The 14,188-nt window shown below is 66.6% G+C and carries 11 protein-coding genes; 1 reads left to right on the forward strand and 10 read right to left on the reverse strand.

What is annotated here, in order from left to right:
* Positions 1–211: 211 nt before the first annotated feature.
* The 9 genes from dusA to aroE form a co-directional block, all read right to left on the reverse strand.
* Complete coding sequence (gene dusA / locus H7A86_RS18880; protein WP_119131847.1) at positions 212–1,216, reverse strand: tRNA dihydrouridine(20/20a) synthase DusA; 1,005 nt, start codon at positions 1,214–1,216, stop codon at positions 212–214.
* Positions 1,217–1,679: 463 nt separating this feature from the next.
* Positions 1,680–1,904 carry a hypothetical protein gene (locus H7A86_RS18885; protein WP_016902784.1) on the reverse strand — a complete coding sequence of 75 codons (225 nt, stop codon included), beginning with the start codon at positions 1,902–1,904 and terminating at the stop codon, positions 1,680–1,682.
* A gap of 863 nt (positions 1,905–2,767) precedes the next feature.
* Entirely contained in the window at positions 2,768–3,343 is a 576-nt protein-coding gene (locus H7A86_RS18890) for an ankyrin repeat domain-containing protein (protein WP_119131617.1), read from the reverse strand.
* A gap of 57 nt (positions 3,344–3,400) precedes the next feature.
* On the reverse strand, positions 3,401–4,906 hold the full coding sequence (gene katB / locus H7A86_RS18895) for a catalase KatB (protein ID WP_180707945.1): 1,506 nt from the start codon (positions 4,904–4,906) through the stop codon (positions 3,401–3,403).
* Between the two features lie 439 nt (positions 4,907–5,345).
* On the reverse strand, positions 5,346–5,954 hold the full coding sequence (locus H7A86_RS18900) for a DUF6624 domain-containing protein (protein WP_104649929.1): 609 nt from the start codon (positions 5,952–5,954) through the stop codon (positions 5,346–5,348).
* A gap of 188 nt (positions 5,955–6,142) precedes the next feature.
* Positions 6,143–8,275: an ATP-dependent DNA helicase DinG gene (gene dinG / locus H7A86_RS18905; protein ID WP_119129818.1), complete on the reverse strand. Its 2,133-nt coding sequence runs from the start codon at positions 8,273–8,275 to the stop codon at positions 6,143–6,145.
* Positions 8,276–8,525: 250 nt separating this feature from the next.
* Positions 8,526–8,762 (reverse strand): hypothetical protein, encoded by a 237-nt coding sequence (locus H7A86_RS18910; RefSeq protein ID WP_119131615.1) that lies wholly within the window; start codon positions 8,760–8,762, stop codon positions 8,526–8,528.
* Positions 8,759–9,133, reverse strand: coding sequence for a hypothetical protein (locus tag H7A86_RS18915; protein WP_180707946.1), 375 nt, complete (start codon positions 9,131–9,133; stop codon positions 8,759–8,761). The genes H7A86_RS18910 and H7A86_RS18915 overlap by 4 nt, the downstream gene beginning before the upstream one ends.
* Positions 9,123–9,974, reverse strand: a complete 852-nt coding sequence (gene aroE / locus H7A86_RS18920) for a shikimate dehydrogenase (protein WP_104584212.1) — start codon at positions 9,972–9,974, stop codon at positions 9,123–9,125. The genes H7A86_RS18915 and aroE overlap by 11 nt, the downstream gene beginning before the upstream one ends.
* Positions 9,975–10,026: 52 nt before the next feature.
* Between aroE and H7A86_RS18925 the strand changes: the two genes are divergently transcribed.
* The gene (locus tag H7A86_RS18925) at positions 10,027–10,908 is read left to right on the forward strand and encodes a TolB family protein (RefSeq protein ID WP_119131613.1); all 882 of its coding nucleotides are present in this window, start codon (positions 10,027–10,029) and stop codon (positions 10,906–10,908) included.
* Positions 10,909–11,620: 712 nt separating this feature from the next.
* Here H7A86_RS18925 and H7A86_RS18930 read toward each other — a convergent pair.
* Positions 11,621–14,140, reverse strand: coding sequence for a PepSY domain-containing protein (locus tag H7A86_RS18930; RefSeq protein WP_119131612.1), 2,520 nt, complete (start codon positions 14,138–14,140; stop codon positions 11,621–11,623).
* Positions 14,141–14,188 lie beyond the last annotated feature (48 nt).

Raw genomic sequence — 14,188 nt, forward strand, 5'->3', positions numbered from 1 at the left:
GAACCCGAGAATAGACCCAAATTCTTGATTTTTCGGGGTGAATCCCATCTGAACTTTTTAGCTTTGTGTTAACGCTGTTCAGTGAAATGAATCCATCCGGCCGCCGTAGGGCAGTTCAGCGCCGGATTTCGCAGGCGCGCTTGACCGGCGGCATCCCGCTACATGCCAGACATCCGTATGCCGGTTCAGCTAATGCAAGCTGCAAGCCAGTTCAGGCCACCACGCGCCAGCCCTGGGTGTCGGTGCGCTGCAAGGCCTGCTCGACCAGATCCCAACCGGCACCCGGCCGGTGTGCGCCCTCGCTCAGGACCTGCCGGAACGCGCGTCCGCCCGGCTGGCCATGGAACAGCCCCAGCACGTGCCGGGTCATATGCTTCAGCGCCAGGCCGCGTTCCAGCTGCGACTCGACGTAGGGCCGCAAGGCGCGCAGCAACGCATCGCGCGGCTGCTCCGCACGCTGGTTCAAGGCCGCATCCAGGCGATGCAGCACGTAGGGGTCGTGGTAGGCGGCGCGACCGAGCATGACGCCGTCGGCCTGGTGTAGATGCTCCATCGCGGACTCCACCGTCGCAATGCCGCCATTGAGGACCACCGGCAACGCGGGGCGCTCTTGCCTGAGGCGATACGCCCAGTCGTAACGCAGCGGCGGCACTTCGCGGTTTTCCTTGGGCGACAGGCCCTTGAGCCACGCGTTGCGGGCATGCACCACCACCATGGCCGCGCCGGCTGCGACCACCTGGTCGACGAAGCTGGCGAACACGGCGTAGTCGTCGTCATCGTCGACGCCGAGGCGGCATTTGACCGTGACGGGCAACGTGGTCGCCGCACACATGGCGGCGACACAGTCGGCAACCAGCGCCGGCTCGCGCATCAGGCAGGCACCGAAGCGCCCGGCCTGCACGCGATCGGACGGGCAGCCGCAATTGAGGTTGATCTCGTCGTAGCCCCACGCCTGCGCGATCGCGGCGGCCTGCGCAAGCAGCGCCGGCTCGCTGCCGCCCAATTGCAGCGCCAGCGGGTGTTCGACCGGATCGAAGCCGATCAGCCGCGCGCGATCGCCATGGATCACTGCATTGGCGTGCACCATCTCGGTATACAGCCGCGCCGAGGGTGCCAGCAGGCGATGGAAGACCCGGCAATGGCGGTCGGTCCAGTCCATCATCGGAGCGACGGACAGGCGCAGGGAGGCGGCGTAGCGATCGGCGGAAGCGGTCATCGACATGTGGCCGCAGCAGGCGGCCATCGGAATGCGGAGCAGGATCAACAGCTTACACGGGCGTGGATGAATCTGCCGCAGCGCGGCGCGGCATCCCGCACGACTTACCTACCGGAGTTCCCTGCAGGATCATCCGCTCACTGCACTGTGTGATTGCCCCATCTCGGCTGGCCGAATCCACGCAGGACGCACGTTTTATGACGTGCTGGCAGCGCGCTTCGGTGGACGACATCGGGCGGCTTTGTGCCATCGGGAGGAGCGAACAACATCGCGCCGGCGCTGTTCTCGTTCCCGTCGCTTGCCCGGTGCAAGCGTCATCAGGCGGCTCAGGCGGCATCGCTGCCGGATGCGCGGTGTCTGGCGGCGTTCGCCTGGACAGGGCGAACGCAGTGCATCATCGGTGACGCGCGAAGCTCATTGGTCCGGTGCAGCGTAGTTTCCTGCGCCTGGACCGAATCTGCAGTTACGGGTTGCGGAAGCCCACACGCTCTTCGGCACTCAGCGGCTTGCCGAGGGCATGGTACGAAGCGACCAGGGTGATCAGGGCAGTGCCCAGCACGGTGTAGAAGCTCCACGACGTGGCCAGCACGTGTACCTGACCGAACACCAGGGCGACCACGGCAGTGGCGGTGCACAGCACCATGGCCAGCAGGGACATCAGGAAAGGGATGGAGGGATCGAGCTTCATGGTCCGGGGGTTCCAGTGTGCGATAGCGGAAGCATCGGCGTTCGCAGCGCTTTCTTGAACTGTTTTTTGCGGTTTTCCCGAACAAATTTCAGGCAAGTCAGCGCGCACTCAGACTTCTGTCAAACCCTTGGCGCACAAGCATTTCCACGTCAGGAGACTCCTGACGCAGTGGCGTAAAAATCACCACTTCCGCCAGAGATCCAACGCGCCTGCGGCAGAAAACCGGCGGAGGCGGTGGCTGCACTTTTCGGCGGGTCGTGGAGGCAAATTGACCAGGTCGGCGAGCCACTAGCCGATCCGGGAGCGACGATTCGCTGCGCTCGGTGCACGATGGCTGACCTCCGAACCTGGCGGGGGCGATGGTTGCGCCTCTCGGCAGGTGATGCAGGCAGATTGAGTAAGTCGACGCGCGGCCAGCAGGCCTCAGAGCGAGGATGCGGTGCGCTCGGTGCGCAACGGCTGACCCCCGAACCACGTCGGTGGTTATAGCCGAGCGGGCGTCGCCGGTACGCACCGGTAGATGGAGTGCTGCAGCGAGGCCGCCGAGGCTCCGTGTATCGAGGTGCAGGACTCAGGCGATGCCGATCAGCGGCTCATCCGACGGCCACCGGGACGGAGCTGCCGTCGCAACCACCGACAGCGCTTCGAAGACGGCCGAGCGCTAGGCGTGCAATCCGCTCGGCTGCGGCCTGCAGGCGACTGGCCTGTGCACCAGGTGCAGTGCGGTACGGCACGCTGCAGCAAGCATCGCCGTTGGCTCATGCCGGCATCGGCCGCATGGCGCCTGTGCAAGCTTGCTGACGCCTGGCACCACGCACGCTTGGCATCACGCACGCCTGCCCGGCCACGCATGACAGGCGCGCTCAGCGCGCCGGGGTCGTCGCAAACTCGCCGCGTTGCAGCCTGGTCACATCGTTGCCCTGCCCGTCCTTGAGGCTGAGGTCCGCGCCCTTGGCGGCCAAGTCCTTGAGCACGTCGGTCCGCTGGAACAGCGCTGCGTACATCGCCGCGGTCTGCCCGGCATTGTTGCGCTGGTCGGGAGCACAGTCGGCCTGCATCAGGCGCTTGGCGATGCCCAGCTCGCCCTTGAAGATCGCGCCCATCAGCGCGGTGTTGCCGCGCTTGTCCTGCGCGCAGGGGTCGGCGCCGGCGCTGAGCAACTGCTCCACCGCCGGGCGCTGGCCGTGATAGGCCGCCAGGATCAGGGCGGTATAGCCCTTCTCGTCGCGGGTGTTGAGGTCGTAGTGCGAGCGGATGAACTCGGCGAGCATGTCCTGCCGCCCTTCGCGTGCCGCGTCGAAGAAGTACTCGCGCAGCTGCAGCTTGATCTGCGCCGGGTCGGGGGCGGCAGTCGTGGCGCTGGTGGAGGCAGCTGTGGGCGAGGCGGCGTTGGCAGCCGCAGACAGGGTGCCGAGCATCAGAAACAGCAGGGTGCGCATATGGCTCTCCCGATAGCGAAACGGCACCGCGGCACAGGCCGCGATGCCGTGGGCGGATCAGTCCTGCAGGCTGGAGGCCAGCTGCTTGACCCGGGCCAGGTCGCCCTTGGCGACACGGGTCACGCCGGTGCCGTACTCGGGGTCGGCCTTGTACAGGAACGACAGCAGGATGTGCTTGCTCTCGGTATCGGTGGTGGCCAGCGACTCGCCGAAACTCTGCACCAGATCGGCGCGATCCTTCTTGCTGTAGGACCGATACAACTCACCGGCCTGCTTGAAGTTCTGCTCGCGGGTGATCTTGGCCTGCTGGGTGGTACCCGACAGCGGCAGTTCGCTATAGCGCGCAGCAGTGTCCTGCGGACGCGGTTCCAGGCGGCTCGGCTCGTAGTTCACGCCACTGGTGGTGTGGCCGTGATTGGCCTCGCCATCCTGGTTGCCGTTGTTGACCGCCACACGCGGACGATTCACCGGCAGGCTCAAACCATTGGTGCCGACGCGATACAGCTGGGTATCGGCGTAGGAGAAGATACGGCCCTGCAGCAGACGATCTTCGGACGGCTCGATGCCCGGCACCAGGTTGGCCGGCGCCATCGCGACCTGCTCGGTTTCCTGGAAGAAGTTGTCGACGTTCTTGTTCAACACCATCTGGCCGACCTTCTGCTCCGGCACGTCCGGCCAGATCTTGGTGGCATCCAGTGGATCGAAATCGAACTTGGCCAGGTCTTCCGGCTTGAGCACCTGCACGTACAGGTCCCACTTCGGGTAGTCGCCCTTCTTGATCGCACCGACCAGGTCGTTGGTCAGGTGGCTGTAGTCCTTGGCCTGAACGGCGGCAACCTGCTTGGGATCGAGGTTCTTGATGCCCTGCAGCGTCTTCCAGTGGAACTTGACGTAGTGCACTTCACCCTGGGCATTGACCAGCTTGTAGGCATGCACACCGTTGCCATCCATGAAGCGATAGCCGGCCGGGGTGCCTTCGTTGGAATACAGCAGCGTCAGCGTGCGGGTGCTTTCGGGCACGTGCGAGAAGAAATCGAAACGGCGCGAGTCGTCGTCCAGGTTGGTGCGCGGGTCCGGCTTGAAGGCATGGACCATGTCGGGGAACTTGATCGCATCGCGGATGAAGAAGGTGGGGAAGTTGTTGCCGACCAGATCCCAGTTGCCTTCGCTGGTGTAGAACTTGGTGGCGAAGCCGTGCGGGTCGCGCAAGGTCTCCGGCGAGTGATTGCCGTGCACCACCGAGGAGAAGCGCACGAACACCGGGGTCTTTTCGCCGGCACTGAATACCTTGGCCTTGGTCAGGCTGGACAGATCGGCGGTAGCGGTGAACTCGCCTTTGACGCCGGTGCCGCGTGCATGCACCACGCGCTCGGGGATGCGCTCGCGATCGAAGCGCTGCAGCTTCTGGATCAGCTGCACATCCTGCAGCAGGGTCGGGCCATTGGCGCCGGCGGTCTGCGAGTTCTGGTTGTCACCGACCTTGGCGCCATTGTCGCGGGTCAGAACGGATTGGGCGAAGACCGGCGGGGCGATCAGCGTGGGGGCTAGCAGGGCTAGCACCATGAGGGATCCAGGGCGCATGGCGTCAGCTCGTTTGAGGGAGCTGAATCATGGCCAGCGGACCGAAGCGTGAGAAGTCGTTAGTTATGATCGCTGCGATAGGCGAACATGATGATGACTACAGAGCGTGATATGCATCGCGTAACAAAGCGGCGGTACGTTGAAGATCATGCCGCTTATGCCGCGGATGCGGTGACCAGGCCTGATTCACAGCGACGCACGCAGTGCGTTGGTGGCTGTAAGAATACTGCAGTGCAGAAGATCGGCAGGCTCACGAACCAGCAACAGCATGCGGTGAAAATACGCACAGGGCCGGGTGTCATCGCTAGCGAAAACCAAGGCACCCGTACATCGCGACGTCTTTTTGACCCAGGCATGCACGCGCCCCATGCGTTGACAAGCAGCGCAACCATCGCATCGCACTTGGCGATCTCCGCAAGGTTCAAAGACCGCCAGAACCGCCCTGTTCGTCAGGCAAACCGACCTCTGCCCGTCTGCGTGCCAGCTGCGCCGGATCCTCCAGCTCGAACAGGCTGCCGTCCGCCTTGCGCTGGGTACCGTAGCGCTGCGGCTTGCCCGACATGATCAGATTACGATCCACGAACAATGCCATGTCCGCGGTGCTGTAAGACCCGCGCGCCACTGCAACCTCGATGCTCTTCAGGAAGCCATCGCGAAATGTGCGGTCAGTGGAGTGCTGCGCGACCAGGAAACCAGCATGCGCCCCGTCTTCGCCAACCGACGCGACATCGGGGAAGCCGAATTTCTCGATCAATGCAGACAGCGCAGCCTGGTTTTCCCGTTGCGACGCAACCAGACGCATTGCCATGTCTTTCGCTGCGCCTTGGTTGGCCTGTAGCTGTTGCGCCGTGAAAGCACCACGAATCTGCTCGCGGATCTTCTGATCTGCATCGGCCAGTGCCAGCAGCTGTTCGCGGTAAGAGGCGTTCATGCCTGGACCACCTTGCTGCAAATTGCGATCGACTCCGGCAATCGCCCATCCCGCAGTCGTCAGCTGCCATAGCAGTACACCGAGCATCACTGTCTTCATCCGCAATCCTCCCGGATCTGAAAAGGTCACGACATCGCGTCGATAAAGCACGGCAGGGAAAGATACCGCTGCCATCGACATGCCACGCGCATTGACGGGCACGGTCATGCACCGCAAACGCGTGACAGCGGCACTCTGCGAGACGGACGGTTCATCCTCCGTGCAGGACTGGCGCAGGCTTGGCGCCGCTAGCCGATCACCCGCTTGAACGGCGGCAGCGCGTCGATGATGCGTTTGCCATAGCGGCGCGTGAGCAGGCGCGAGTCGAGGATGATCACGCGGCCGTGGTCGCTGGAACTGCGGATCAAGCGGCCTGCAAACTGCGTGAGCGTGCGCAGCGCGTGCGGGATGGCGATCAGGTTGAAGGCGTTATGGCCGCGGCTTTCCAGCCATTCGCTCAAGGTCGAGGTCTGCGGGTCGGTCGGCACCGCAAACGGCACCTGGGTGATGACCACGGTGGTGCAGGCATCGCCGGGCAGGTCCAGGCCTTCGCCGAAGGAGTTCAGGCCAAACAGCACCGAGCCCTCGCCGGCGGCGATGCGGCGCATGTGCTCGGTGATCAGTTGCGACTTGTTGCCCTCGCCCTGCACCAGTACGCGGTTGCGCTGCGCCAGCGGCATCAGGTCGGCGACCTTTTCCATCTTCCAGCGCGAGGTGAACAGCACGATGCTGCCCTTGGACGTCCAGTCGAGTTCGCGCACCAGGTAACGCGCGACTTCCTTCGGGTGGCCTTCGCGGTCGTCGGGGGTGACCGGGAAATTGGGCACGATCAACTCGGCCTGGTTGGGCAGGTCGAACGGTGAGGCCAACGAGGCCATCTCGGCGTGATCGGGCAGGCCGTTGTCGATGGCAAACGATTGGAAATCGCCGCCACCGGTCAAGGTGGCCGAGGTCATCACCACCGAATCCACTTCGTTCCAGATCATCGTGCGCAGCACCTGCGCGGCCGACACCGGCGAGCAATGGCAGATCAGATCGCCGTCGCGCGAGAGGGTGATCCAGCGCGCCATCGGCGGCTGGCCTTCCTTGTCCTCGCGCCGCCAGCCGCTCCACAGATTGTGTTGCTGCTCGGCCATCTCCAGGGCCAGGCCGAGGCTGCGCTGCAGGCGTTCGCGCGCCGCATCGTCCTGCTTGCCCTTGGCGATCGCGCTGTGCGCGGCATGCACCCAGTTGAACAACGCGCGGGTTTCTTCGCCGAGTTCTTCGATGGCCGGGCCCCACTGCGGCGGCAGCTTGCCATTGGCCGCACGCCACAGGGGATCGCGCTCGCCGGGCTCGGGCTTCCACACGCGTTCGACCTCGGCATGGAAGGCCTTGAGCAGCTTGGACACGCGCGCGGCCACCTCGATCGCCTCGTTGGGCAGCAGGTTGCCGAGCTTGTCCTTGTCCACGGCGCGGTAGGCGGCGGCGATGAGGATCTGCAACCGGCCGGTGCGCTTGGCCATCTCGTCCAATGGCAGGTTGGCCGCGCCCTGGTCGATCGCCACGCCGGCGATGTGGTGGCCTTCGTCGAGCACCAGCAGCATGTCGGCGGGCGGGGCGATCAATGGCTGGCCATTCTCGGCATCGCCCAGCGACAGCGACGACAGCAGCAGTGCATGGTTGGTGACCACGATCTGCGCTTCGCGCACGTCGGTGCGCGCCTTCAGCACCGGGCATTGCGCGGCGTAGCTGCAGCGGCGGCCGGCACAGCCGGAGGCCGGCGTGGTGATGCGCAGCCGCAGCGGTACCGAGACCTGTTCGGGCGCATCGTCCAGATCGCCGTTCCAGCTGCGCTCGGCGTAGGCCTTGGCCAGGCGCTTGGCCAGATCCGCGTCGGCCGGGCTGAGCGGGCGGTCGTAGAGCACCTGCTCGTCGTCGAACATGCCTTCCTGGCTGGTTTCGCCCTGCAGCTCGGCGGCGTTGCGCGTGCACAGGTAGCGGGTGCGGCCCTTGGCCAGCGCAACCGTGGCTTCCAGGCCGGTGGCCTTGAGGAAGGCCGGGATGTCGCGCTCCACCAGCTGCGATTGCAGCGCCACGGTGCCGGTGCTGATGACCAGCTTTTTCTTGGTGGCCAGCGCGATCGGCACGCCGGCGGTGAGATAGCCCAGGCTCTTGCCGACGCCGGTAGGCGCCTCGGCAATGCCGATGCCACCGGAGGTGGCCAGCGCGCGCGAGACCAAGCCGATCATCTGGCTCTGCGCCCGCCGGGTGGCGAAGCCGGGCGTGTTGGCCTGCAGCTTGGCGTAAGCCTCGCGGATGCCGGCCTTGATCGGGTCGGTCAGAACACGCTGGGTGGGAACGGGCGCCGACGGCGCGGCCGGTGGGGCAACTTCATTCATCGGGCTATTTTCGCACGGACCGGCGCAGCGCCTGCGACCGGCACGGCGCTCGGCTGAACGTGTTTGCTGGCGCAGGGCGCCGCCGCCACCCTGTTCCCGGGTGCGCACGCTGCACGGCCACCGCATGCCTCGGATCCGATCAGCGCCGGCAGGCACTGGCCACAAGTCCTGACCCGAAGGGTCGCGCAATGGATGCCGACCGAACCACCCTGCGCCACCTGCAACGAGCAGGCAGCGTCGCCTCATGTCGTCAGCGGCCTTGCGGCCGCCGCGGCCATGCATGGCGCGCCCAGACCAGTCCGATGACCACCATCGCGACGCCCATCAGCAACATGCCGGCGCCCACGCCAGTGGGCCCGAAGCGTTCATACAGCAGGCCGCCGCGATTGACCGCGGCCAGCGCCTGCGGATGCAGCAGCGTCCACCCACCCTGCCCGGCGCTGACCAGCCCGACCACCACCAGCGCGATGGCTTTGAGCGGAATCATGGGCGCGGGCCGGTGGTGGGCGGCATCCGTTGCAGGCTGCCTGCCAGCGTCCACACCAGCACGCCGATGCCCACGCCTTGCACCGCCACCAGCACGAAGTGGGCGATGCTGACCACCATGCTGATCTGACGCACATTGCCTTGCTGCAGCAGCAGCATCGGAATCGCCTGGAAGGCAACCTCGGCAAACAGGCAGCCCAGCAGCAGCCAGAGCGCGGCCAGCCCGGCACGCCGCAACGGGCTTTGCGAGGCACGCCACAGCAGAACCAGCCCGAGCAGCAGCGCGATCAGCATCGGCACGCGCGACAGCAGGCTGGTGACCAGGGTCAGCAGGATATCGGTGGCGGTGACGCTGCCCACCTCAGTCGGCACTGACCAGGAGGGCCTCGCGCGCGCGCAGCGCGGCGTACACCGGGTCGGTGTCCGGGCGCACGCCATGCCACAGCGCGAAACTCTCGGCGGCCTGCTCCACCAGCATGCCCAGGCCATCGACGGCGTAGCGGCATTGCGCCGCACGTGCCCAGGCCAGGAAGGCGATGGCGGTGGCGCCGTAATTGAGATCGACCGCTGCGGTGAGGCTGTTGACCAGACCCAGCGGCATGGCGAACGCACCGGCGTCGCGATCACGCCCGGCTGCGGTGGCATTGACGATCAGTTCGAAGTCGCCCAGGTCGCGCAGGTCTTCGATGTAGCGCGAGACCACCCGCCCCGGTTCGCCAAGCGCATCGCACAAGGCATCGGCGCGCTCGGGCGAGCGGTTCACCACCACCATTTCGGTGATGCCCGCTTCCAGCAGCGCCGGCGCCACGCCGCGCGCGGCACCGCCGGCGCCCAGCAGCAGCACACGGCGACCGCGCAGATCCAGCCCGTGCCGGTCGGTGAGATCGCGCACCAGGCCGGCGCCATCGGTGTTGTCGCCCTCCCAGCGGCCGTCGTTGCGCACCAGCGTATTGACCGCACCGGCCAGACGCGCGCGCTCGCTCAGGCTGGCCGACAACGCACAGGCAGCCTCCTTCAACGGCAGGGTCACGTTTGCACCCTTGCCGCCTTCGTCGGCGAAGCGCTCCAGCGCGGCAGCGAATGCTTCCGGCGCTGCGTCGATGGCGGTGTAGTCCAGCGCGATGCCGGTCTGCTTCCCGAAGTCGGCATGGATGGCCGGCGACAGCGAATGGGCGACGGGGTGACCGAACACGGCATAACGGGATACGGGCATGAAACGCTCTCTGGTTGACTAGACTGTGCGCGACTTGAGACAGGAACACCGCATGCAACTTCGATGGACGCTGCTCGCGCTGGCGGCAAGTTTACTCTGCGTCCCGGCCGCTTCGGGGCTTGCCGAATTCGGCATCGAAGGCATGGGTGTGGTCTCCACGCCGGCCAACGAGGCGCGCGCCACGCTGAGTCCGGACGGGCAACGCATCGTCTGGGCCAGCGACCGCGCCGGCGGTACCGGCGGCTGGGATCTGTGGCAGGCCCGGTTGAGCGGCGGGCGTTGGCAGAACGCCGAAGTGCTGCCGATCAACACCGCGCAGGACGAGACCTCCCCGCTGTTCAGTGCCGATGGCCGCTGGCTGCTATTTGCCTCCAGCCGGCCCGGCGGTACCGGCGGCGCAGACCTGTATCGCGCGCCGGTGGATGCGCAGGGCCGGATCGGCGCGGTGCAATCGCTGGGTGCGCCGATCAACAGCCGCGGCAACGAGCGTTCCCCGACGCTGTCGCTGGACGGCACGCGTCTGGTGTTCGCCAGCGACGGCCACGGCGGCGCCGGCGGCATGGACCTGTTCGTGGCGCGCTGGGACGGGCAGGCCTTTGCGGCGCCGGTGCCGTTGAGCGACATCAACAGCGCTGCCGACGAGCTGGATGCGGCCTGGCTCGGCGATGGACGGGGGCTGGTATGGGCACGCGGTCAACGGGACGGCCCCAGCCAGTTGGTGCTGGCGACCTGCAACAACGGCCATTACACCGTGGGCCATGCGCTGCCGCTGTCGTTCAACGGGCCGCAGGAACGCACCTTCGGTGCGGTAATGGACGCGGCCAAGCCGGGCGAGTTGCTGGTGACCGGCAGCGCGCGCGCACCGCGTGCGGGGCAGCTGGACATCTACCGGATGAAGGCACCGGCGGCGGAGGGAGATACGAGCTGCCGTTGAGGTGGCTGGATGTGCAGATTCAGGCAAGGAGCGGCCAGCCAGACTATGTCGCGTCGGTCTATGGCGAAGTGCTGATCCGGGCCCTTGGTGCAGGGCGGCTGATCAGCGATAGAACGTCTCGCCCGGTGCGTTTTCACTGCCCGCCTGTTGATCTGAGACCTGGCTGCAGGGCAGCTGAGCTGCTCGGCTGCTGAGCTGCGGCTTTGCCGAGGGGCCCTTGCCCGCCCACCATCGCGGGACACGCCGTGAATCCATCCATGGAGGCTCTTACGCGGCATCCATGCCGCGTAAGGTCCCGCGACGGCGGACGGGCAAGGACCAGTCGAGATGGTCGGTGCGCATGGAAGAGCAGTGCTGGATGCGCCTTGTTCGATCATGAAGCATCGGCTCCATGTCTATGCACGCCGCACGACAGACAACCTTTGAGATGAGCGCCGACCAACTCGCTGGTGCGGTGTCCTCGCCGGTTCCGGAACCGTGTGGCGGCGTGGATGCCGCCACCGAGCCCCGAGGGACGGGTTTACGGCGTGTCCCGCAAGTGGTGAGGGCACCGCGCACTCGATTAGCCAGGCTTTTGACCGCATCCAACAGAAGCGGCCGATTAACTCTCCGGATGCACTGCGATTCCTCCACGCCGTTCGCACCTGATTGACGCGCGCTCGCTATGGTTTGTCAGCATTCCAACGCCGCAATGCAGCGGTCATGACCTCGCTCAATAGACATCGCGCCGGTAACGCCCCGCCGCGGTCAGCGACTCCAGTCGCGTCTCGCCCAGCAGTTCGCGCAGCGCGGCATCGACCTCACGCGCCATGCTGTCCAGGCTGCCGCAGACATGGATCACCGCACCGCGGTCGATCCAGTGGCGCAAGGTGTCGCCGGCTTCGCGCAAGTGATGCTGCACGTAGCGCTTGTGCGCCTGGTCGCGCGAGAACACCTGATCGAGTTGCTGCAGGTGACCACGCGCCTGCCAGGCCTGCAGTTCGTCGGCGAACAGAGCATCGTGTGCGGCCTGCCGTTCGCCGAACAGCAGCCAGTGCCCGTGCACACCGGCCAGCTCGGCCTCGCGCAGCAGGGCGCGCAAGCCGGCGATACCGGTGCCGTTGCCGATCAACACCATCGGCGCCTGTTCGACGCGATGGAAACCGGGATTGGTGCGCAGCCGCGCGCGTATCTGCATCCCGATGGGTGCGTGGCAGATCAGCCAGCCCGAGCCCAGGCCGGGGCTGCCGTCGGCGGCTGTGGTCAGGCGCACCACCGCGCTCGCCACGCCGTCGGCCGGCACGCTGGCCAGCGAGTAGTCGCGGGTCGGCAGCCAGGCGCAGGCATCCAGCCAGGTCTGTGGATCCGGATGCGGCGTTGGCGGGCGCGTGGGCGGCTCCGGCAGCACGCGCTCGGCAACGGCCTGCTGCAGCGGCAGCAGCTGCGCATCCACATGCACCAGCGCGTCGGGCGGCAGCCCCCAGGCGGCCAGGCACGCGCGGACGTGGGTGTAGGCATGCGCCGGCTGCACTTCGAGAATGTCGCCGGCCTGCCACTGCGTGCCGGATGGTGGCAGCAGATCGATCTGCCAGATCGGGGCGCCCTCGCTGCCCGGGTTCAGATGCGTGCGCGTCGACAACGTCCAGTGCAGCAGGGTCGGGCGCGCCAGCGGCACGGCCGCCACCGGCGCGCCGGCAATCTGCGCCAATTGCGCATGCCATTGCGCCAGGGCCTGCGGATCGGTGTTGTCCATCTCCACAGCCGGAAACAGCGGCTGCGCGCCCTGCGCCTGCAGCCACTGCTCGATGCGCCGCGAAAACCCGCAGAACTGCGCGTACTGGCGGTCGCCCAGGGCCAGCACGGCATAGGTCAGCTGCGACAGCGTCATGCGCTGGCGCAACAGCTCGCGCTCGAAGCTGCGCGCGGTATCGGGCGGCTCGCCATCGCCAAAGGTGCTGACCACGAACAAGGCATGCCGGGTGCCCTGCAGATGCTGCGCGCCGAGCTGTGCCAGCGAGCGCACCTGCACCGGCAGACCGGCGGCCTGCAGATGCCCGGCCGCCTGCCAGGCCAGCCGTTCGGCAAACCCGCTCTGGCTGGCGAACCCGATCAACCAGGGCTCGGCTTGCGAGGCCGCCGGCGCACCGTGCAGGACCTCGCGCGCGGCACGCAGCGCGCGCTTCTTGCGGCGGCGATCCAGATACAGCATCCAGCCGGTCACGAAAAACACCGACATGCCGACACTGGCCAGCATCACCACAATGCGGCCCGGCAGCCCGAAGAAACTGCCCGAATGCAGCGGGAACATGCTGACCAGCAGCTGTTGGCCACGCGGCAGCAGCGCATAGTCCTGGCGACGCAGCAACGCACCGCTGCCTGGCTCGATTTCCAGATTGTCGTAGGCGCGGTCGTGGTCGGGATGGTCGGGCAGGAAGCGCACGCTCAGCGGTTGACCCGCACGCGGCGGGATGCGCAGGTCCAATGCCGTGCTGTGCGTGGCCGGGATGGCATCCAGGGTGCGCTGCACGGCCGCGAAATTCACCGTGGCCGGGCGATGATCGCGCCCGTCGCCACGCATCGCCGGCTCGGTGCCGAGCAAGGCCACCATGCCGTCGCGGTACCACGGGTAGGACCAGGTCAGCCCGGTCAGCGCCACCAGCAGATATACCAGCAGGCACCAGGTGCCGAACACCGCGTGCAGGCTCCACAGAAAACTGCGCCCCTGCCGTCGCCATTCCACCGCCCACCAGGTACGCAGGCTCCACCAGCGTCGCGGCCAACGCAGATACAGGCCGGAGGCGCAGAAGAACAACAGGATCAGGGTACTTGCACCGGTCACTGCCTGGCCGCGCTTGCCGGCGGCCAGGTGGCGATGCAGATCCTCGATGAAGGCAAACGCGCCGCTCAACCGCGGAGCGGCGACCTTGTCGCCGGTATACGGGTCGAAATACACCCGGCCGCCCCCCTTGCCGGCCAGGCGTGCGGTGGACGGACGCTTGCCGGTCGGATCGATCAGCATGCGCGTGACTGCCTGCCGTTGATCCAGGTCGAGCCGACGCAGCAGCACATCCACCGGCAATGGCCGCTCGCCTGCCGCATGCCGCTGCGCCAGCTGTGCGATCGCCGGGTTGGCCAACCGCACGATCTCGTTCTCGAAGGTCATCAACGCGCCGGTCAGCCCCATTACCGACAGCACCAGCCCGGCCGTGATGCCGAGCAGCCAGTGCAGTTGGAACAGGACGGTCTTGAGCACGCGCGAACTGCCTGAAACAGTGGGGTCCGCTATTGTAGATGAGAATCG

It is taken from the genome of Xanthomonas euroxanthea (genome assembly GCF_903989455.1).
GTDB lineage: Bacteria > Pseudomonadota > Gammaproteobacteria > Xanthomonadales > Xanthomonadaceae > Xanthomonas > Xanthomonas euroxanthea.